Raw genomic sequence first — 22,441 nt, forward strand, 5'->3', positions numbered from 1 at the left:
AATGGCAGAACTAAAGAAAGTCCAACAATATCCATATGATTTACAAGAAATTGAACTACCAGAGCAACCTCTGCCAGATTCACCCTCAGAGAAAGAAATCGTTCTTCCTCAATCTCCAGCAAAACGCTTGAAGCAAATCTCTATTTTCGAAAAGCTTGCCGTAGTGTGTATTGCTTTTTCTGTCATCGCACTTTGCGTATTAACAGTGATGTTACGAACCAATATTAGTGGTATGGAAAAGCAAATCGGTGCGTTACAGGTTGAATATAACGAAAAAAATCAAGAAAAAATCAGTTTGGAACAAGAGAAAAGTGAACTTTCTCGTACCGAGCGTGTTAAAAAAATCGCAGAAGAAAAAGGGTTGTCAATCAATGACGACAATTTAAGGAAAGTGAAGTAAATGAGTCTTAAAAATAAATTCCGGCGGTTTATGGAAAAGAAAAATCTAAATCCGATGAACAATCGCAAAAAAGTAGGTATCATTTTATTTGCTACGAGTATTGGATTGTTCTTTTTATTTGCCGTTCGTTTTGCATACATCGTGATCGGTGGACATGTGGCTGGCACATCACTAGAAGAAAAGACGAACCAGCTTTATCAAGGTAGTGAAGAGGTCAAGGCAAAACGAGGCACGATCTTTGATCGTAATGGGGTGGCACTAGCAGAAGATGCCACGTCTTACTCGATCAAAGCAATTCTTTCCGAAACATACACGACTGGAAACAAAAAATTATATGCACAAGAAAAAGATTTCGATACACTTGCGGATATTATCAGCAAAAACCTTTCAATGGAAAAAAGTAAAGCCTTGAAGGTGCTACGCGATGGAGCCGAGCAAAATCTCTACCAAGTAGAATTTGGGAATTATGGACGTAATATCACCCAAGAGACGAAACAAAACATCGAAGCAGAAATGAAAGCAGCCGATGTTACTGGGCTTTATTTCGATAACCACCCTGCACGTATGTATCCTAGTGGAGTATTTTCTTCCCATTTTATTGGTTACGCGGTACCGGATGAAAAAGAAAATGGCTTGGTCGGCCGACTTGGGATCGAATCTGCTTATAATGATATTTTGAGTGGACAAAACGGAAAGATCTACTATCAAAAAGATAATTTCCAAAATCCATTACCAGGTACTGTAGCAGAAGAAGAAAAGGCAACAGACGGTAAAGATGTGTATACGACTCTTGATAGTCGTCTGCAAAGTTACTTAGAAACATTGATGGATCAAGTCAATGAAGAATATCAACCTGAAGAATTGACTGCGATATTGATGGAAGCTAAAACTGGCGAGATCACTGCGATGAGTCAACGCCCGACGTTCAATCCTGAGACGATGGAAGGGTTGACTGGTGAAGATGCTGTGTGGCGTAACATCCTTGTACAAGATTCTTATGAACCAGGTTCAACAATCAAAGTCTTCACGACAGCAGCAGCGATCGAAGAAGGTAAATTCGATGAAAATGAGTCTTTCCTATCCGGACAGATCAAAGTAGCTGATGCCACGATCAATGACCATGACTTTGGTAAAAAAGGAATGCTGACCATGCGTCAAGCTCTTTCATGGTCTAGTAACGTGGGTATGGTAATGCTGGAACAGCGTTTAGGTGGCAAGTGGTATAACTATTTGCAAAAACTAGGATTTGGGCAAAGTACTCACTCTGGTTTGGATGATGAAGTTGCGGGTGCTTTACCAACTGCTAATATCGTTGACCAAGCGATGAGTGCGTATGGTCAAGCGATTGGTGTGACGAATTTCCAAATGATGAAAGCTTTCACTGCGATCGCCAACAACGGCACGATGATCCAACCACGTTACATTAGTAAGATCGTTGATCCAAATACTGGAGAAGAAGTCTCTACTGAAACGGAAGTGTTAGGACAGCCATTTTCAAAAGAAACGACAGAAAAAGTTCGTGAGTATATGCGAGATGTCATAGAAAATGAAAATTACGGTAGTGCTTACGGAGTATATAATGTTCCGGGATACAATATTGCAGCTAAAACAGGAACAGCCCAGATTGCTTCAGATACAGGAGGTTATCTAACAGGTGATACCGCATATCTGTATTCGATCGTCGAAATGGTACCAGCTGAAGATCCCGAATATGTCCTTTATCTGACAATGAAACATCCTAAGACGTATGAACGCACGGCTTTAGCAAAAATTGCGAACCCATTACTGAAACGAGCAATGGATTTCAAAGAAGCGGAAACAGCTACGCCAGAAGAGAAAAAGACGGAAAATATCACTGTTTCTGACTATCGTAATTTAAATCCTGATATTGCCGCTGCTGATGCACAAAAGAGTGGTTTGCAACCAGTAGTCATTGGCGATGGAAATAAGGTAGAAGCGCAATCCACAGCAAATGGGGATGAGCTGATATCGGGAGAAAAATTGATTCTATATAGTGGTGGTACTGCGTTGATGCCTGATGTGACAGGTTGGTCAAAGGCGGATATCATGAAATTAGGAAAAATACTTGGTGTCGAAGTGACGTTCCACGGTGATGGTTACTGTACAGAACAAAGCCTCGCACCTTATGAAAAAATATCTGATGAAACATTAAGTTTCCATCTAAAAGAATAATAGGAGAGAAGAGAGCATGGATTTGACACAAACATTAATTCCCATTGCGAGTAGTTGTGCAATGACGATTGCAACAATGCCGTTATTTATTGGTTATTTTCAAATGAAAAAACAAGGCCAAGCCATTCGTGAGGAAGGACCTAAATGGCATAATGTAAAAGCCGGAACTCCAACGATGGGGGGATTGGTGTTTTTAGTCAGTGCGCTCTTGACTGGTATCTGGGTAGGCGCTTGGCAACAACAGTTGACGCCTACTCTTTTCATCCTACTTTTTGTACTTGCCCTATATGGAGCAATTGGTTTTTTAGATGATTTCATCAAAATCTTCAAGAAAAGAAATATGGGATTGAACTCAAAGCAAAAATTGATTGGCCAAATTGTTGGGGGAATCATCTTTTATCTCGTTTATCGTGGTGAAGGATACCCTGGAACACTGAATTTTTTTGGAATTGATCTTCCATTAAGTTGGTTGTACGGATTATTCGCGATTTTCTGGTTAGTTGGCTTTTCCAATGCTGTTAACTTAACAGATGGTATTGATGGCTTAGTAGCTGGATTAGGAAGTATTTCTTTTTTGACCTACGCAGTTATCGCTTGGCACCAACAGCAGTATGATGTCTTAATTATCTGCTTGAGTGTTTTAGGTGGTTTACTAGGATTTTTCGTCTATAATCGCAAGCCTGCCAAAATATTCATGGGGGATGTCGGTTCCTTAGCATTAGGAGGATTGTTAGCAGCAATCTCGATCATGCTCAATCAGGAATGGACATTACTATTGATCGGTCTGATGTATGTCATCGAAACAGCTAGCGTGATGTTACAAGTATCTTCTTTCAAATTGACTGGTAAAAGAATCTTTAAAATGTCACCGATCCATCATCATTTCGAGATGAGTGGTTGGTCTGAATGGAAGATAGATACTGTCTTTTGGATAACAAGTGTAATTACTTCATTAATCACATTGTGGATCGTATGGTAGGAGATGACGAGAATGAAAAAAATAACAACTTATGAAAATAAAAAAGTCCTTGTATTAGGATTAGCAAAAAGTGGATTCAGTGCGGCCAAGTTATTACATGAACTGGGCGCACTTGTCACCGTTAATGACGGAAAACCGTTTGATGAAAATCCTGAAGCACAAGAATTGCTTTCTTTAGGGATCAAAGTAGTGACTGGTAGTCACCCAATTGAATTATTAGATGAAAAATTTTCAATGCTGGTCAAAAATCCAGGTATTCCTTACACACATCCATTAGTTGCAAAAGCTCAAGAAATGGGTATTCCGGTAATTACGGAAGTTGAACTGGCTTACGAAGTAGCGGAATGCCCAATTATCGGCATAACAGGCACCAACGGAAAAACGACGACGACAACAATGACTGGGTTATTGTTGAATGCGGGGAAATCAGCAGGTATCACTCGTTTAGCTGGTAATATTGGCTTCCCTGCAAGTAGTGTGGCACAAGAAGCTAATCCGGAAGACAAGATTGTTATGGAACTTTCAAGTTTTCAATTGATGGGGATTACTGATCTTCGTCCCCACATTGCAGTGATCACGAATATCTATGAAGCACATATCGACTATCATGGCTCTCGTCCAGCCTACGTCAAAGCTAAATGGCATTTGCAAAAAAACATGACGTCAGAGGATTATCTTGTACTGAATTGGAATCAGAAAGAATTACAGGAACTAAGTAAAAAAACAAAAGCGAAAGTGTTACCTTTTGCGACAGATCAAGTCTTAGAGACAGGTGCTTATTCTTTTGAAGGAGTTATTTATTACGACAAAGAAAAAGTCATGGAGATCTCAGAAATAGGTGTTCCAGGGGCACACAATGTCGAAAATGCGTTAGCAGCTATTACTGTTGCAAAACAATACAATATCTCAAATGAAGAAATTAAAGAAACATTGAGTCATTTTCATGGCGTACCACATCGTACACAATATGTCGGTGAGGTCCAAGGACGTAAATTTTACAATGATTCGAAAGCCACAAATATCTTAGCGACCAAGATGGCATTAAGCGGATTTCAACCAGAAAAATTGATTCTGATCGCCGGTGGACTTGATCGGGGCAATAGCTTTGATGAACTCATTCCATCACTTGAAGGTGTGAAGGGATTGATCACTTTTGGTGAAACCAAAGAGAAATTGAAGGATGCTGGTGAAAAAGCGGGCATACCAACGATCTGCACAGCAGAGTCTGTGGAAGCTGCGGTTCCTGTAGCTTTAGAAAATAGCGAGCCAGGAGAGGTGGTTTTATTATCACCAGCCAATGCAAGTTGGGATCAATATCCTAATTTTGAGATCCGTGGTGATCGCTTTATGGAAGCCGTTAGAAAATTGAAAATAGAAAAGTAGAAACGAGCGATAATAACTATGAAAATTTTGGTAACAGGTGGAGGAACCGGTGGACATATCTATCCCGCGCTAGCCTTCGTCAATTATGTGAAAACACAAGAGCCGAACGCCGAGTTTATGTATGTAGGTGCAAAACGTGGTTTGGAAAACAAAATCGTTCCAACCACTGGGATTCCTTTTCATACCTTAGAGATCCAAGGATTTCAGCGAAAGTTTTCACTAGCTAATGTCAAAACGATCCAATTATTCTTAAAAAGTATCCATCAAGCGAAAAAAATACTAAAAGAATTTCAACCAGATATCGTGATCGGAACCGGTGGGTATGTTTCTGGGGCAGTTGTGTATGCTTCTGCTAAGTTAGGGATTCCGACAATCATCCATGAACAAAATAGTGTGCCGGGGATGACAAATAAATTTCTAAGTCGTTATGTGGATCGAATCGCGCTTTCTTTTAAAGATGCAGCAACTTTTTTCCCGGAGGAAAAATCAGTTTTAATCGGTAACCCGCGAGCACAAGAAGTTGCAGATACGATGAAAACAGATATTCTAAAAAAATTTGATCTTGATCCTGAGAAGAAAACAGTTTTGATTTTTGGTGGGAGCCAAGGGGCATTAAAAATCAATCAAGCCGTTACTTCTTATTTAGGCACGTTTACTGCTACTGACTATCAGATCCTCTACGCATCAGGTGATCGCTATTATCAAAGCATCAAGGAAACACTTGGAGAAACGAAAGCAAACATCAGCATCCAACCTTATATCAATGATATGGCTGAAGTGATGGCGGCAAGTGATTTGTTAGTTGGTCGAGCAGGAGCAACATCGATTGCTGAATTGACTGCCTTAGGGTTACCTGCGATCCTTATCCCGAGTCCCTATGTGACAAACGATCATCAAACAAAAAACGCGATGAGTCTCGTTCGAGTTGGGGCGGCTAAGATGATTGCGGATGGAGAGTTGGATGGTGATTCGTTGGGTGCCGCGATAAATGAGATCATGACAGATGAATCACTGCAACAAAACATGTCAACTGCCTCTAAAACATTAGGTATTCCGGATGCGTCTGAGCGCTTGTATCAACTAGCAAAATCGTTAATCATAGAATAAGGTGGTGGTCATAGATGAGTAAGAAAAAAGAAACAAAAAAAATGCCTGAGAAGTCAAACGATGAAAACTCGCTGACGCCTTGGCAAATGGCCAACCGAAAATACTTAGAAGAACATAAAGAACACACAGATCATCAGACAGAAACAAGTGAAAAAAGCGAGCATAAAGAGGGACAAAAAGAACCTACACCTCCTAAAAAAGAAGAACTGCTTGTTGAAGAAGATGATTTATTAGACTATGAAGAAATCGAACATAAGAAAGACGGGGGACCGTATAATGGTTCGTTTATCGATCGCTTGCCTAATTTAAAAAATTATCGAAACAAAGTTTTATACAAAAGGCTGAGTTTAATCATTTCCATTCTTTTGATTCCTTTGTTATTTTTGATTTATTACGTTTCCCCGTTGAGCAAATTAGAAGGCGTTTCTATTTCCGGAAATGAAGTTGTTTCGAAAGAAGAAATATTGAAGGATACGCAATTGGCATTGAATCAGCATATTTGGGGACAGTATTGGCAGCGCCAAAGTTACATCGATCATTTGAAAAAAGAGCAGCCTCGAATAAAATCTGCTACGATCGGTTTTAGTAGTGTCAATACATTTGATCTGTCTGTCACTGAATATAAAGAGATTGCTTTGATTTTAACGGACGGAAAATATAGCCCTGTGATCGAAGATGGAACAGTGTTGGATGAAATAGTTGAAAGTCCAACAAAAAATTTGCCGATCCTAGAAGGATTTACTGACTCAACAAAAATCAAAGATTTAGCAAAAGAATATAATAAATTATCTCCAGAGTTACAAAAAGCCATTTCGGAAATCAAATATACGCCGCGTAATACGAATCAAAATTTGATCCAGCTGAATATGAACGATGGGAACCAAGTGATCGTCAATATTACTAACTTAGCAACGCAAATGAATTTTTATGCGCAAGTAGCTAGCGAAATGGAAGAAAATGGTGTGATCGACATGGAAGTAGGGATTTTTTCTTACCCTTACTCAAATAATAGCGAAGAAGCGCAAGAAGATGGATCAGAAGAAAGTACAGATGAAAGTCCGCAAACTGCGGATCAAACTTCTACTCCAGAAACAGGCGTTGATGAGCCTCAAATAAGTGAGAATCAAGACGAAATGAATCCAACGAATGAAAATACGACCCCATCTTCGTCAAGTTTAGATGAAAATTAAGAAAACCACTGTAAAATGTGATAATCTACTTTCTAAAAACTGGTAATTTATGGTAAAATTGGAAACAGTGAATATATCTATAAAGTATATTTTTAAAACGGACGTTATTGGTTCGCATGTATATGGAATAGTTAAGTAGGAGGGAATCCCATTCATGGCAAAAACAGGAATGTACGTAGGCCTTGATATTGGAACGACATCTGTCAAAGTTGTCGTGGCTGAATATATCGACAGCCAAATGAATATTATTGGAGTAGGGAACGCAAAATCAGAAGGGATTAACCGAGGCATCATCGTTGATATCGATAAAACAGTACAAGCGATACAGCGAGCAGTGCGTCAAGCAGAAGAAAAAGCCGGCATTCAAATCAAAAGTGTAAGCGTGGGTCTACCAGCAAACATGCTTGAAGTAGAAAACTGCCAAGGGATGATTGCAGTAAACGGAGATTCAAAAGAAATCACCGATGAAGATGTCCGCAATGTGGCTTCAGCTGCACTGGTTCGTTCAATACCTCCTGAACGTCAAATCGTGTCAATTTTACCACAGGACTTTACGGTAGATGGATTCGAAGGCATCAAAGATCCTCGTGGGATGATCGGTGTCAGATTAGAAATGTATGGTCTATTATTTACTGGACCAAAAACAATCATTCATAACATTCGTAAATGTGTTGAAAATGCGGGATTGATCGTCAATGAATTAGTGATCACACCTTTAGCGTTGACTGAATCAATTCTTTCGGATGGAGAAAAAGATTTTGGTACAATCGTTATCGATATGGGTGGCGGACAAACAACAACAGCTGTCATGCATGACAAACAGTTGAAATTCACGAGCCTAGATCAAGAAGGTGGCGAATTTGTCACAAAAGATATCTCCATTGTTTTAAATACTTCCTTCAACAATGCAGAAGCATTAAAAATAAATTACGGGGATGCATATCCAGAACGTACCTCAGAGCAAGAAGAATTTCCGGTAGATGTGATCGGCCAAACAGAACCTGTTCGAGTCGATGAACATTACCTATCAGAAGTGATCTCTGCTCGAATGGAACAAATCTTCAATAAAGCAAAAGAAGCGTTAGATCAAATCGAAGCGTTAGAGCTGCCTGGTGGTATCGTATTAACTGGTGGGGCAGCTAGCCTTCCAGGTGTCGTTGATTTGGCACAGGAAATATTTGGCGTAAATGTGAAGCTTTATGTACCAAATCAAATGGGTCTAAGAAATCCAGTATTTACAAACGTGATCAGTATTGTTGATTACTCGGCGAATTTAAGTGAAGTATACCAATTAGCTAAAATCGCTGTTATGGGGGAATCAGCACCTGTTCATTATACAACCAATGAGCCGGAAGCTCACACATCTTATGAACAATACGATGTGGCAGAAGAAACAACGTATAACGAAGAACCAGAAGAAAAAAATTCTGGCGAAAACGTAACAAGTAAAATCAAAGGATTTTTTACCAATATATTTGATTAATCATCGTGGGAGGAAAAAAACATGGAATTCTCAATTGATAATAACATCAATGACGGCGCAGTCATCAAAGTAATCGGCGTCGGTGGTGGAGGCGGAAACGCTGTAAACCGTATGATTGAAGAAAACGTTAAAGGTGTTGAATTTATCACTGCCAACACAGACGTTCAAGCATTAAAAAATTCAAAAGCTGAAACAGTGATCCAATTAGGCCCTAAATACACACGTGGTTTAGGAGCAGGTTCACAACCAGAAGTTGGCCAAAAAGCAGCTGAAGAGAGTGAACAATCTTTACGTGAAGCATTAGAAGGCGCAGACATGATCTTCATCACTGCTGGTATGGGTGGTGGAACTGGTACTGGTGCTGCACCGATCGTTGCTGGAATCGCTAGAGAATTAGGCGCATTAACAGTAGGTGTTGTCACTCGTCCATTTACATTTGAAGGACCAAAACGTGGCCGTTTTGCTGCGGAAGGTATCGCACGTTTGAAAGAAAACGTAGATACATTATTGATCATCTCAAACAACCGACTTCTTGAAGTCGTTGACAAAAAGACACCAATGCTTGAAGCATTCCGCGAGGCAGATAATGTCTTACGACAAGGTGTGCAAGGTATCTCTGATCTAATCACTGCACCAGGTTACGTAAACTTGGATTTTGCTGATGTGAAAACAGTGATGGCAAACCAAGGTACTGCTTTGATGGGTATCGGAGTAGCAAGCGGTGAAGAACGCGTGATCGAAGCAACGAAGAAAGCAATCTCTTCTCCATTATTAGAAACATCGATCGATGGGGCAGAACAAGTCCTATTGAACATCACTGGTGGCTTGGATATGACGTTATTCGAAGCACAAGATGCTTCAGATATCGTAGCAAATGCAGCAACTGGCGATGTAAATATCATCTTAGGTACATCGATCAATGAAGAAATGGGCGATGAAATCCGTGTAACGGTCATTGCTACAGGTATTGATGAAACAAAAAAGGAACGGAAGTCTAGTCGTCCAGCTAGACAAACGTCAACTAAAACGCAATCTTCTGCTCAAAGCAATCGATTAGACATGGACCAAGCAAAACCAATTACTGCTGAAGATGAAAGCAGTTTTGGTGATTGGGACATCCGTCGCGAACAAAATGTTCGTCCAAAAGTGGATGAGTCTAATTACGAAACTATTGAGAAAAAAGAATTTGATACATTCAATCGTGAAGAAACAAAAACAAAAGGTGACGACGAATTGAATACACCGCCGTTTTTCCGTCGTAAAAAATAAAAGGAGGAAGAGCACATGATTGCTGACAACTTGCAGAATATCAAGCAAGACATTCAGGATTCGTGTGCTCTTGTTCATCGTGACCCGAAAGAAGTGACATTAGTAGCTGTTACAAAATCTGTAGAATCACTCCAAGCTGAAGAATTAATCAATGCTGGAGTCACACATTGTGCAGAAAATCGTGTCGATAAATTGTTGCAAAAAAAACAAGATTTGCTTAAATATTCTGAAGTGAAGTGGCATTTAATTGGTAATTTACAACGCAGAAAGGTAAAATTGATTGTAAATGAAATTGATTACTTTCATGCGTTAGACAGTTTGAAATTAGCAGAAGAAATCCAAAAAAGATTAGAAAAACAGCTAGCTTGTTTTGTGGAAGTCAATGTGTCTGGTGAAGTATCGAAACACGGTATCTCACCAGCGGAGCTTCTACCTTTCTTAGAATCTTTAGCAGCCTATCCAAATATACAGGTAGTGGGACTTATGACTATGGCACCGAAGGACGCTTCTGCTGAACAAATTCGTAAAGTGTTTGAAACGCTGAGAGAATTGCGTGATCTTGCCCAATCAAAACAATACACACATGCACCATGTACCGAACTGAGCATGGGGATGAGCCAAGATTTTCAACTTGCAATTGAAGAAGGAGCTACATTTATCCGTGTAGGAACAGCGCTATTCAAAGACGAGGAGGAAGAATAATGCCACTTTTAAACAGGGGAGCAATTGCTAATTTTTTCGGATTAGCTGATGAAGAAGAGTACGAATACGAAGATTATCCTGAACAACAACAGGTTGCTAAGCAGCCAACTAAATCAAACACACAGTATCAACAACATTCTCCAGCTGTTTCACAGCCGATTGAAAAAAAACAACGCCCAACGACGACATCTCGTCCGGTTGGTCGTGAGAATGCGCCGACGAACGAAACAAAAAAAATTATCGAATTACATCAAACTTCTACAAAAAATACGCAAAAAGACCAACGACAAACGAGACCATCTGTTCAACCTAACACACAGTTAGCAGGAAAAATCACAGTGATGGAACCTCGTGCCTACTCTGAAGCAATGACGATTGCTAAAAGGATCATTGCGGGAGAAGCAACATTAGTCAACTTTCGGTTAGTAGAAGAAAAGCAGGCTCGACGTATCGTGGATTTCCTAACAGGGACAGTCTATGCGTTAGACGGCGATATCAAACGAGTAGGTGATGAGATTTTCCTTTGCACACCAGCTGGTCTGGAAATCGATAGTTCAACGGCTCAATCTTTCGCAGATGGAAGTATGTTTGATCTGTAAAGAGGAGGAGCAAACATTTATATTCTTTTTATGTTACTTAATTTAATTTCACGTGCTGCATACTTTTATAGCATGATCCTAGTAGTTTATGCGTTACTATCTTGGTTTCCAGGAGGGTATCAATCTAGCCTTGGACGTATATTAGCAAAGATTTGTGAACCATATATCAGCCTATTCGATCGTTTGCCTTTAAGATTTGGACCAATGGATTTTACGATCTTAGCATCAATTGTGATTTTAAATCTTGCTGTCCAAGGATTGCAGCATATCGTTTTATGGATGATTACGTTAGCTATTTAGTGTAGAACAACCAGGGATATATAGGAGGGAATCAAGTGGATACGAATGTGTATCAGCATTTCCGAGTAGATGAACGTCCGTTTATTGACTCTGTTGGAGATTGGATCGAACAGGTCCAGAGTCAGTATGCACCTTATCTGACAGAATTTCTTGACCCAAGACAATGTTACATCTTGGAGACCTTGATTCGTCAAAATAGTGACTTGCGTTTTCAATTATACGGTGGCTATGAGCAAGCAGAACGGAAAAGATGCTTGATTTTCCCAGACTACTATGAACCAGTTGACGATGATTTTGAAATGTCGTTATATGAAATCCATTACCCAAGTAAATTTGCCAGTTTGAGTCATGGAAAGATTTTAGGTACACTAGTTGGCACAGGGATCAAACGTTCTTACTTCGGTGATATTATTTCAGATGATGACCGATGGCAAGTTTTCATTGCAGACGAAATCGATCATTTTGTCGTTAATCAAGTGACTAAAATTGGCAAAGTGGCTGTTCGCTTAGAGGAGATCAATTACACAGATATGATCTTGCCAAAAGACAGCTGGACTCAAGAAAGAGGTACGGTCAGTTCACTTAGACTGGATAGTGTGATTTCGGAAATTTATAATATTTCAAGACAGCGTTCAAAGCAACTGATCGAATCGGGGAAAGTAAAAGTGAATTGGACAGAAAATACGAAACCGGATTTTTTGCTTGAGTTATTAGATATTGTTTCGATCAGAGGATATGGTAGAATACAAATCCAAGACCTTGAGGGGAAAACAAAGAAAGACAAGTGCAGGGTGTTGTTTGGTGTATTACGTAAATAAAACAAGAAGGTGGTTTACTCATGGCTTTAACTCCATTAGATATTCAAAATAAAACATTCCCAACAAAAATGCGGGGATATAATCAAGACGAAGTAGATGATTTCTTAGATTTAGTTGTTCGTGATTACGAAGAAGTAACACAAAGAAATCGTGAGTTAGAAAAAGCAGTGAAGCATTCAGAAGAAAAACTTGAATACTTCAATGAACTGAAAGATGCGTTGAATCAATCGATTATCGTGGCACAAGATACAGCCGACAAAGTAAAAACAAGCGCAAGTAAAGAATCAGAAGTGATCGTGACTTCTGCGCAAAATAAAGCAGACGAAATGGTAGCAAACGCTGAAAAACGCGCACATCAATTAACAACGGATGCAGAAGAAAAAGCACGTCGTATTTTGACAGACGCAACTGAAAAAGCAAGACAACTAGCTACAGAAACAGAAGATTTGAAGAAGAAAACACGTGTATTCCATCAACGAATCAGCTTGATGTTAGAATCACAACTTGAACAAGTGAAAAGTCCAGAATGGGATGAGATCTTACAACCATTCTCTAGTTATGTAACGGACAGCCATGAAGTAATCAAAGAAGTTTTGGCAAAACAGCTTGACAATGAAATTGAAAGTGATGTACACTCTGAAACAGGAGTATACGAGTCTCCAGTGACTGCTTTTGATACGCAAGCAATCGATCTTTCGATCATTCCTGGAGAATACGAAGAAGAGTAGAACAGAAAAGCATTTTGACATTCTTAAAGCGAGCCAATGACAGTGTAAGATTGGTAAGACCCTGCAAAGTGAAAGATCCTCTACTTGTTTTATTTCTGAACGATAGTAAGAAATAGCGGTTAACCTCGTTATCGGTCTTTGAGAGTTACGATCGTAACTAAATTTGGGTGGTACCACGGCATGTTCGTCCCTAGGATGAACATGCCTTTTTTGCGTTCTGTAAACTAAAGCTAAGGAGTGTTTATATGAAAATGAAAGAAACCTTGCAATTAGGAAAAACAAGTTTTCCTATGCGTGGGAATTTGCCGAACCGTGAAGGTGAGTGGCAAAAAGAATGGGAAGAAAATCAAATCTATCAACAAAGACAAGCGTTGAATGAAGGCAAACCGAGCTTTATTCTTCATGACGGCCCCCCGTATGCAAACGGAAATATCCATTTAGGGCATTCTTTAAACAAAATCAGTAAAGATATCATCATCCGTTCAAAATCAATGTCTGGTTTTCGTGCGCCGTACGTTCCCGGTTGGGATACGCATGGCTTGCCGATTGAGCAAGTGCTGACGAACAAAGGGATCAAAAGAAAAGAAATGACGATGGCTGAATACTTGGAAAAATGTCGTGAATACGCCCTTTCACAAGTAGACAAACAACGGGAAGACTTTAAGCGTTTAGGCGTTGCTGGTGATTGGGAAAATCCTTATGTCACTTTAGATCCTTCCTATGAAGCTGCACAGATCCGTGTGTTTGGTAAAATGGCTGAAAAAGGGTATATCTACAAAGGATTAAAACCAATTTACTGGTCACCATCTAGTGAATCTTCATTAGCTGAAGCTGAAATTGAATATAAAGATGTCAAATCTCCTTCAATCTATGTCGCTTTCACTGTGAAAGATGGCAAAGACCTTTTGGATGAAGATACTGCTTTCGTTATTTGGACAACGACACCATGGACATTACCAGCTAACCAAGGGATTGCTGTAAATCCAACATTTACGTATGTCTTAGTAGAAGCTGATGGTCGCAAATTTGTCGTTGCCAAAGATTTGATGGAAACGGTGCAACAGGCAATTGGCTGGGAAACAGTCACAGTCTTAAAAGAATTTGCAGGACAAGAGATGGAATACATGACAGCGACACATCCATTCTATGATCGTGAATCTTTAGTGATCTTAGGCGATCACGTGACCTTGGATGCAGGTACTGGATTAGTCCACACTGCACCTGGGCACGGGGAAGATGACTATATTGCTGGAAATCGTTACAAATTACCTGTGGTTTCGCCAGTTGATTCTAAAGGTGTATTTACTGATGAAGCACCTGGATTTGAAGGGATCTTTTATGACAAAGCCAATCCAATGATCACGGATCTATTACAAGAAAAAGGTGCTTTGCTGAAATTAGATTTCTTCACCCATAGTTACCCACATGACTGGCGTACTAAAAAACCTGTCATCTATCGTGCAACACCACAATGGTTTGCTTCAATCAATGATTTCCGCCAAAACATCCTTGATGAAGTGGAAAAAGTTGATTGGATCATTCCATGGGGAAAAACACGTCTTTACAATATGGTACGTGATCGCGGCGATTGGGTCATCTCACGTCAACGTGCTTGGGGCGTTCCGCTACCAATCTTTTATGCTGAAAATGGTGAAGCAATCATTACACCTGAGACGATTGAACATGTCGCTGAATTATTTGCGGCACATGGCTCAATCATTTGGTTTGAAAAAGAAGCGAAGGACTTACTACCAGAAGGCTTTACGCATCCAGGATCACCAAATGGCGAATTTACGAAGGAGACAGATATCATGGATGTCTGGTTTGATTCAGGTTCTTCTCATGAAGCTGTTTTACGTCAACGTCCTGAGTTATCTTTCCCGGCGGATATGTACCTTGAAGGTTCTGACCAATACCGTGGTTGGTTCAATTCAAGTATTACAACAAGTGTCGCAATCAATGGCGTTGCGCCATACAAATCAGTTTTATCACAAGGCTTCACATTAGATGGTGAAGGTCGAAAAATGAGTAAATCATTAGGCAATACGATCGTTCCAGATAAAGTGATCAAACAATTTGGTGCGGATATCCTCCGTCTATGGGTATCTAGTGTGGACTACGAAGCAGATGTTCGTGTATCAATGGATATTTTAGGTCAGGTTGCTGAAGTTTATCGGAAAATCAGAAATACGATGCGATTCTTATTAGCAAATACGGATGATTTTGATCCTAAGAAAGATGCAGTAGCGTATGAAGATCGTCGTTCAGTTGATAAATATATGACAGTTCGTTTGAATCAAGTCATCAAAGAAATCCGTGAAGAAGGATATGATAAGTATAACTTTATGCAAATCTATCGCACGGTGATGAACTTCTTGACAGTGGATCTTTCTTCTTTCTATCTGGATTTTGCGAAAGACGTGGTCTATATTGAAGCAGAAAATGATCATCAACGTCGTTGTATGCAAACTGTTTTTTATGAAACGGCTGTTTCATTAACGAAATTATTGACACCGATCATTCCTCATACAACAGAGGAAATCTGGTCATTCTTAAAAGAAGAAGAAGCTTATGTTCAATTAAGTGAGCTACCAGGATATGTTGAATATGCTAACCAAGATGAGTTGTTAGATACATGGGCAGCCTTCATGGATTTCCGTGATAAAGTCTTAAAAGCACTAGAAGAAGCAAGAAATAGTAAATTGATCGGAAAATCATTAGAAGCAAAATTAACGATCTATCCAAATCAACAGGTGAATCAATTATTGACAGCAGTTGCTGCTGACATTCCTCAATTATTGATCGTCTCACCAGACTACTTTACGATTATGCCAGAAAACACTGAAGCGCCTGAGAATGCTTTAGTCTTTGATGATGTAGCGATTTTAGTCGAAAAAGCAGAAGGTGAAACATGTGATCGTTGCCGTCAAATCCGTAAAGATGTTGGAACTGATGAAAAATTACCACACTTATGCGGACGTTGTGCACAGCTTGTTGAAGCGTTCTACCCAGAAGCAGTCGCAGAAGGTTTTGAATAAAAGTTAGTAAAAAACAACCAAACACATTTTGTGTTTGGTTGTTTTTGATATATAAAAAAGTATTTTTAAGCGAATAACAAGTGATTGGTGACTAATCCAATTTTCCACGTTCACGGTACCAATGATCTGGTTGCCAGATCCATTCGAACCCGTCTTTTTCTAAAAGCTCGAATGCTGCTTCAGGCCCCATAGAACCAGCTTTGTAATTTGGGAAATCTGGTTGTACTTGATCCCAAACTTGGCGGATCACATCAACGATGTGCCAAGATTGTGCGACTTCTTCCCAGTGAGAGAAGTTTGTGCTATCGCCATTCAACGCATCTAACATAAGCTTTTCATAGGCTTCAGGACTATTTTCGACCATTTCAGCACTATTGCGATATTCCAATTTGATTGGATCTGTTGCAAAACCCTGACCAACTTTTTTTCCATTTAATGTAAATGAAAAACCTTCTGTTGGTTGAATATAGATAGTCAAAACATTTGGTGGTAACGTTGGATCATTACAAGGTTCGTCGATCGATGTTTTAAATACATTGACAGGTACTTGTTTAAAGACAATATTGATTCGTGTACCTTTTTCAGTAAGACGTTTCCCAGTACGTACATAAAACGGTACGCCAGACCAACGGAAATTATCGATCGTGAATTTTCCAGCAACAAATGTTTCAGTTGTTGATTCTGGATCAACGTTGTCTTCTTCACGATAGCCTTTGAATGTCTGGCCATCTAGTTGACCTGCAGCATATTGCCCACGTACAAAATTTTCTAAGACTTCTTTTTTTTCATAAATACGAATCGCTTTTAACGCTTTGATTTTTTCTGATCGGATTTCTTTTTCGGAAAAGGCAACGGGTGGTTCCATCGCAAGTAATGCTAATACTTGAAGGATATGATTTTGGACCATATCTTTTAACGCACCACTGTGGTCATAGTAGCCGCCACGATCTTCAACACCTAAACTCTCACCAAAAGTGATTTGGATGTTGTCAATGTAACGATTGTTCCATTGAGACTCAAAAATATTATTGGCAAAGCGAATCGCAGAGATATTTTGGATCATTTCTTTACCTAAATAATGGTCAATACGGAAAATATCGTCTTCTGGAAAGACTTGTCGAATTTTTTCATTCAATTCAAAGGCTGAATGGAAATCAGAACCAAAAGGTTTTTCGATAATCAATCGATTGAAGCCAGTTTCAGTGATGATTTTCTGAGATTTCAAATGTGAAACGATCGTACCGAAAAATTGTGGAGCCATGGCTAAATAGTACATTCGATTACCATTCAAGTGGTATTTTTCATCTAAACGATCAGATAATTCTTTTAATGTTTGGTAATGAGAAGAATCATTGACATCATGAGATTGGTAATAAAAATGGCTAGCAAATCGTTCGGCTTCTTCGGCAGAAGGATTCAATGTTTCGATTGTTCCTTTAACCACTTCACGATAGTGTTCATCACTCCAAGGACGACGTGCTGTACCGATCACAGCAAAATGTTCGCTCAAGTTGCCCTTTTTGTATAAACGAAAAAGGGAAGGATACAATTTACGTTGTGCTAAATCTCCTGTACCGCCAAATATAGTAAATAATACGTTTTTTTCATTCATTATTTGGGTAATCTCCTTTACAGTTTATCAACAAAAATTGTACTGGCGGCTTTAAAGCTGACAGGAATTTTTTTAGTTTTATTTTGGATGGTGATTGGTCCTTCATAGGCCGCTACATCAGTAATTTCATAAGTTTCATCAATATTGACATCGATTGTGACTAAATAGTCTAATAATTCCTTTTCATCAAGGACACGAGCAATCCGAATTTTGGTACCGACTGGGTAGGATTCCAGTGTTTGACGACGCTCTTCATGGACAACCTGTTCCTTTTTAGGGATAATGCCTCCATGTGGGCAATGTTTAGGATGATTTAAATAACTTTCTAAATGATCCGCAAGCTGTTCAGAAGTCACATGCTCAAGGACCTCAGCATCGTCATGAACCTCATTCCAGTTGTAATCTAAATGTTCGACTAAAAAAACTTCCCATAACCGATGTTTACGTATCAGGCTACTTGCTTTTATCAGTCCGCTATCAGTCAATTGTACACCTTGGTAAGGAGAGTGTTCGACTAGTTTTTCTTTAACGAGTTTAGAAATCATTTCGCTTACTGAAGCAGGTGACACTGCTAGGCTAGAAACGATTTGTTTATTATTGACTTTTGTTGTGTCACCGCCTAATTCCAGAATGATTTTTAAATAATCTTCTCGGTTTGGTGTCATATGCGATCATCCTTTCATGGTAAGAAACCATCACTTGTAAGTGTAACAAAAAAAACACAAATTGACTATTTTATGCGAAAAAAATAGGACGGAAATGTCGGTTTTTTTATTTTTCGTATGCCATCGTTTGTCCATCTTTCTAAGTAGTTGTTTGAGATGTATAGTGATCAAATAGCCGCTAATTAAAAAGTACTTTGCTCTTATCATAGCATAATTTGTTCGATCGTTGTGACCTAGAGGAAATTGCATGGATGAAACTTGTAAAACGAGACAAAAGGTTTAGAAAACAGCAATTTTCTAAACCCTTTGTCTCGTTTTTATAAAAAAGAAGTACGTTAATGAAGTGATTGGCAGTGTAACATCTACTAAGCTAGGATAATCATGATTTTTTTGATAATAAATAAGCGGAATCAATTGCTTCATCGTACAGTAACATGTCGTTGTAAGAAAACGTTAGGTAAAAGCCGTACTGATCTCTAACAATCAATTTTTCGGAGGTTACTTCGACTAATAGTGTTCCTAAAGAACGGTCATCAAGCCAAAAAGAATAATCAGAATGGATGGTCAGTTCATGGTGTGTTTGGCTGGTATCCGTAAATGACCAAGTTCCACAGTATTTATTCAAATGATCGACCTGTGCTTCTTTCTTTTTATGATCGAGTACTTTTTTTCCAGCAAGTGTTGCGATACCGGCAAGTAGGATATAGATGATTCTTTTTTTCATTTTTTTCCACTCCTTTGTCTTCATTTATGATAAAAGCATATTTTGCTTATTGTTCCTTTTCTTATAGTTTACTAAAGAAAGTGCATGATTTCTCTAAGACTTTCGACTGGTTTTTCAAGTGTTTTTAGTAAAAATATGGTAGGATACAGTAGTAGGGAGACAGGTGATGACTATTGGACTACCAAGATGTTGAAATTGCTTACTTCATTGAACGACCAAATCGCTTTATTGCTTTTTGTTTGAACAAAAAAGGAGAAGTAGTCAAAACTCATGTTAAGAATACAGGTAGAGGCAAAGAGTTGTTGCTTCCTGGTGCAGAGGTGGCGTTAGTACACATTCCTGGAACAAAACGTAAAACTGCCTATGATCTAATTGCTGTAAAAAAAGAGCAGCAGTGGTTCAATATCGATAGTCAGTTACCAAACCGATTAGCGATTGATGGAATTTTAGATGGGACGATCCACTTACCAAATTTAAATGGTGATATTGAGTTCTACAAACGTGAAGTGACCTTTGGAAAGTCTAAATTCGATATTTATTTAGAAACAAGTTGCGGTCAAAAAGCATTTGTAGAGGTCAAAGGGATGACCCTGGAAAACAAAGCAATAGGTGCTTTTCCCGATGCACCGACCATTCGTGGACTTAAACACGTCAATGAATTGATCCGCGCGCATCAAGAAGGCTATGAGACCTATATTCTTTTTATTGCACAATTTGAACACTTGCATCAAGCAACGATCCATGAACAGATGCAACCAGAATTAGCTACTGCTTTTCGTTTTGCTCAACAAGCAGGTGTTCAAGTAATCGTATATAATTGTCAAGTAACAGAAAAACAAGTGGTATTGAAACAAGCAATCCCATTTGACCTAAATACAGTTTTTGAAGATCCTAATTTATAGAAAGAAGGCGTAAAGATGATCCATTTAGGTATAATCGGTACAAATTGGATTACCCATCAATTTGTTCAAGCAGCATTAGCGACACGTAAGTATGAACTAACAGCTGTTTATTCAAGACATTTAGAAAAAGCGCAACAATTTGGCGCAGAATATGAAGGCGATATCGCATTCGCAACAGATTTAACTGTTTTTTTTGAGTTAGAACACATGGATACGGTCTATATTGCTTCGCCAAATAGTTTGCATTTTCAGCATGCGAAGCAAGCAATTTTGGCAGGAAAAAATGTGATTGTAGAAAAACCGGCATTTAGTACACCAAAAGAAATGGAAGAGATCATTCATTTGGCAAACCAAGAGAAAGTCTTTTTCTTTGAAGCCGCGCGAAATATCCATGAAGCTGGGTTTAAAAAAATTGCAGAATTTTTACCTTTGAAAGATGAGATCATTGGCGCAAATTTCAGCTATATGAAATATTCTTCTCGTTATGATCAAGTATTAGATGGGGAAGAACCGAATATTTTCTCTCCGCGTTTTTCAGGTGGAGCAATGATGGATCTCGGCGTTTACCTTGTCTACGCAGCTGTAGGTTGGTTTGGCAAGCCGCAAGAAGTCCATTATTTCCCTAGAAAAATAGCTACAGGTGTTGATGGATTAGGTTGGGGGATCTTGCGCTATGCTACTTTTGATGTAGCAATCCAACCGGGCAAAATTGGTGATTCATATCTACCTTCCGAGATTTATTTTGATAGTGGAACAGTGATCATGAATGGCGTCAATGCAATTGAGCAAGCAGAGTACCATGATCGTAACCACGAACAAATTGAAAAATTAGAGATCGTAGCTTCTGAAAATCCAATGAGTGAAGAGGCAGAAGATTTTGCGAATGTGATCATGAACCCTAAAGATCCACAATGGGGATTACAGTATGAAGAATGGGTCGAACTTGCACGAAACGTGAATCAAGTCGTTTATGATTTGCGAATCAGTGGTGGGATCGAATTCGATGCAGATAAAGAGGGAACTGAGTAATGACTGATTTTGTAAAACATTTTCCAACTAATTGGCAAAACAAATGGGAAGAAAAAGGGTTCACTGTCCCATCGTTTATCCAACAAGAAGTATTCACTGACTTAAAAGAAGGTAAAAGCTTAATTGCTGTTTCTCCAACCGGTTCAGGTAAGACCTTAGCTTATCTATGGCCGTTACTATTGAATGTGAAAAAAGGAGAGGCAAGTACCCTATTGATCCTTGCTTCTTCGCAAGAATTGGCGATCCAAGTTGCTGAGGTCACCCGTGAATGGGCAAAAGATTTAGCAATCTCTGTCCAATCTGTTGTGGGCGGCGCAAATGTCAAACGCCAAATCGAAGGACTAAAAAAGAAACCGGAAGTATTGGTAGGCACACCAGGTCGTGTATTAGAGTTGATGAAACAAAAAAAAATAAAGGCTCATCAAATCCAAACAATCGTATTTGATGAGGCGGATCAGCTGTTTGATGAAGGAAATCGACCATTTATCGATCAAATCATGCATCAAGCACCAACAGACTATCAATTAGCTTTCTTTTCAGCTACAGCCGATCGTTCGATCGAGCAAATCGAAGCGTTGACTAAACAATCGCTGAAAGTCATCGATGTCACTAAAATGGATGATTCAAGAAAAGGACTTAGTCACTACTTCATTCGTGTCCCGGCACGAAAAACAGAAGATTATTTAAGAAGACTAGCCCATGTAGAAGGTTTCCAAGCTCTTGTTTTTTTCAACCAGTTGAGTGAGTTAGGCATGATGGAAGAAAAAATGAGTTATCGAGGAATCCGCGTGGCGAGTTTAGCATCTGACCAAAACAAGCTGTTACGAAAAGCGGCATTGAATCAATTCAAAGAAGGCAAAATCAGCATGTTGTTATCAACGGATGTAGCTGCTCGTGGGCTAGATATCGCGGAACTGCCTTATGTTGTCAATGTCGACGTTCCAATGACAGAAGAATCATATTTGCATCGTGCAGGTAGAACTGGTCGAATGGGGCAAGAAGGACAAGTCATCACCTTTGTGAATGAACATACACTAAGAGACTTAAAAAAAATGGCTCGACAAACAGAAACAGAACTCACTGAATTATTTATTTATGGGGGAGGCTTACAGACAGAAGCTCCTGAAAAAGCCCCAACAAAAATGCTCCCAAAAAAGAAAGAATTAGGAAAAAAAGAAGCAAGTGAAACAGTTACAAAAAAAGTTGCTTCTTCTCCTAAAACAAAACACAAAAACAAGCATAAAAAAGATAAAAATAAAGGAGCAAGGCGCAAATAAGCGCCTTTTTGTGTTATTATATTGAAAATGGAAACAGGTCGTT

Annotated in this window: 20 protein-coding genes; 17 read left to right on the forward strand and 3 right to left on the reverse strand. The window is 39.1% G+C overall.

The genetic code is table 11. From position 1 onward, the window contains the following. Window position 1: 1 nt before the first annotated feature. From ftsL to ileS, 14 genes are all read left to right on the forward strand, one after another. Window positions 2-400: a cell division protein FtsL gene (gene ftsL, locus IGJ14_RS03905; protein WP_010735984.1), complete on the forward strand. Its 399-nt coding sequence runs from the start codon at window positions 2-4 to the stop codon at window positions 398-400. Then, on the forward strand, window positions 401-2,593 hold the full coding sequence (locus tag IGJ14_RS03910; protein ID WP_195273377.1) for a penicillin-binding transpeptidase domain-containing protein: 2,193 nt from the start codon (window positions 401-403) through the stop codon (window positions 2,591-2,593). 16 nt (window positions 2,594-2,609) lie between these two features. After that, window positions 2,610-3,572: a phospho-N-acetylmuramoyl-pentapeptide-transferase gene (gene mraY / locus IGJ14_RS03915; RefSeq protein WP_066026042.1), complete on the forward strand. Its 963-nt coding sequence runs from the start codon at window positions 2,610-2,612 to the stop codon at window positions 3,570-3,572. A 12-nt stretch (window positions 3,573-3,584) separates the two neighbouring features. Next, window positions 3,585-4,955: a UDP-N-acetylmuramoyl-L-alanine--D-glutamate ligase gene (gene murD, locus IGJ14_RS03920; protein ID WP_065095670.1), complete on the forward strand. Its 1,371-nt coding sequence runs from the start codon at window positions 3,585-3,587 to the stop codon at window positions 4,953-4,955. Between the two features lie 18 nt (window positions 4,956-4,973). Beyond that, a complete protein-coding gene (gene murG, locus IGJ14_RS03925) occupies window positions 4,974-6,062 on the forward strand; it encodes an undecaprenyldiphospho-muramoylpentapeptide beta-N-acetylglucosaminyltransferase (protein ID WP_065095671.1) in 1,089 nt (362 codons plus the stop codon). A gap of 14 nt (window positions 6,063-6,076) precedes the next feature. After that, complete coding sequence (locus IGJ14_RS03930) at window positions 6,077-7,252, forward strand: cell division protein FtsQ/DivIB (RefSeq protein ID WP_065095672.1); 1,176 nt, start codon at window positions 6,077-6,079, stop codon at window positions 7,250-7,252. A 154-nt stretch (window positions 7,253-7,406) separates the two neighbouring features. Continuing rightward, entirely contained in the window at window positions 7,407-8,735 is a 1,329-nt protein-coding gene (gene ftsA / locus IGJ14_RS03935) for a cell division protein FtsA (RefSeq protein WP_019723318.1), read from the forward strand. A gap of 21 nt (window positions 8,736-8,756) precedes the next feature. After that, on the forward strand, window positions 8,757-10,004 hold the full coding sequence (gene ftsZ / locus IGJ14_RS03940) for a cell division protein FtsZ (RefSeq protein ID WP_104775502.1): 1,248 nt from the start codon (window positions 8,757-8,759) through the stop codon (window positions 10,002-10,004). Window positions 10,005-10,019: 15 nt separating this feature from the next. Continuing rightward, window positions 10,020-10,706, forward strand: a complete 687-nt coding sequence (locus IGJ14_RS03945; protein WP_019723317.1) for a YggS family pyridoxal phosphate-dependent enzyme — start codon at window positions 10,020-10,022, stop codon at window positions 10,704-10,706. Continuing rightward, entirely contained in the window at window positions 10,706-11,305 is a 600-nt protein-coding gene (locus tag IGJ14_RS03950; RefSeq protein WP_019723316.1) for a cell division protein SepF, read from the forward strand. The genes IGJ14_RS03945 and IGJ14_RS03950 overlap by 1 nt, the downstream gene beginning before the upstream one ends. A gap of 30 nt (window positions 11,306-11,335) precedes the next feature. Beyond that, a complete protein-coding gene (locus IGJ14_RS03955) occupies window positions 11,336-11,605 on the forward strand; it encodes a YggT family protein (protein ID WP_430608299.1) in 270 nt (89 codons plus the stop codon). A gap of 35 nt (window positions 11,606-11,640) precedes the next feature. Beyond that, window positions 11,641-12,423, forward strand: a complete 783-nt coding sequence (locus tag IGJ14_RS03960; protein ID WP_065095675.1) for an RNA-binding protein — start codon at window positions 11,641-11,643, stop codon at window positions 12,421-12,423. Between the two features lie 20 nt (window positions 12,424-12,443). Then, on the forward strand, window positions 12,444-13,151 hold the full coding sequence (locus IGJ14_RS03965; RefSeq protein WP_019722916.1) for a DivIVA domain-containing protein: 708 nt from the start codon (window positions 12,444-12,446) through the stop codon (window positions 13,149-13,151). Window positions 13,152-13,396: 245 nt separating this feature from the next. Further along, window positions 13,397-16,189, forward strand: coding sequence for an isoleucine--tRNA ligase (gene ileS, locus IGJ14_RS03970; protein WP_195273379.1), 2,793 nt, complete (start codon window positions 13,397-13,399; stop codon window positions 16,187-16,189). A gap of 91 nt (window positions 16,190-16,280) precedes the next feature. Here the strand turns inward: ileS and zwf are convergent, their stop codons facing one another. From zwf to IGJ14_RS03985, 3 genes are all read right to left on the reverse strand, one after another. Then, a complete protein-coding gene (zwf, locus tag IGJ14_RS03975; RefSeq protein ID WP_029593992.1) occupies window positions 16,281-17,804 on the reverse strand; it encodes a glucose-6-phosphate dehydrogenase in 1,524 nt (507 codons plus the stop codon). A gap of 14 nt (window positions 17,805-17,818) precedes the next feature. Further along, the gene (locus IGJ14_RS03980) at window positions 17,819-18,466 is read right to left on the reverse strand and encodes a metal-dependent transcriptional regulator (protein ID WP_010735969.1); all 648 of its coding nucleotides are present in this window, start codon (window positions 18,464-18,466) and stop codon (window positions 17,819-17,821) included. Window positions 18,467-18,845: 379 nt separating this feature from the next. Continuing rightward, complete coding sequence (locus tag IGJ14_RS03985; protein ID WP_019722913.1) at window positions 18,846-19,190, reverse strand: DUF4828 domain-containing protein; 345 nt, start codon at window positions 19,188-19,190, stop codon at window positions 18,846-18,848. 173 nt (window positions 19,191-19,363) lie between these two features. On the opposite strand from IGJ14_RS03985, the gene sfsA reads away from it, so the two are divergent. From sfsA to IGJ14_RS04000, 3 genes are read left to right on the forward strand one after another with little or no spacing between them, the layout of a single operon-like run. Beyond that, the gene (sfsA, locus tag IGJ14_RS03990; protein WP_019722912.1) at window positions 19,364-20,092 is read left to right on the forward strand and encodes a DNA/RNA nuclease SfsA; all 729 of its coding nucleotides are present in this window, start codon (window positions 19,364-19,366) and stop codon (window positions 20,090-20,092) included. A gap of 15 nt (window positions 20,093-20,107) precedes the next feature. Continuing rightward, window positions 20,108-21,121 carry a Gfo/Idh/MocA family protein gene (locus IGJ14_RS03995; RefSeq protein ID WP_010735966.1) on the forward strand — a complete coding sequence of 338 codons (1,014 nt, stop codon included), beginning with the start codon at window positions 20,108-20,110 and terminating at the stop codon, window positions 21,119-21,121. Continuing rightward, complete coding sequence (locus IGJ14_RS04000; RefSeq protein ID WP_019722911.1) at window positions 21,121-22,398, forward strand: DEAD/DEAH box helicase; 1,278 nt, start codon at window positions 21,121-21,123, stop codon at window positions 22,396-22,398. Before IGJ14_RS03995 ends, IGJ14_RS04000 begins: the two co-directional genes overlap by 1 nt. Window positions 22,399-22,441 lie beyond the last annotated feature (43 nt).

The sequence above is a fragment of the Enterococcus sp. DIV1304_2 genome (assembly GCF_050555445.1).
Lineage (GTDB): Bacteria > Bacillota > Bacilli > Lactobacillales > Enterococcaceae > Enterococcus_B > Enterococcus_B pernyi.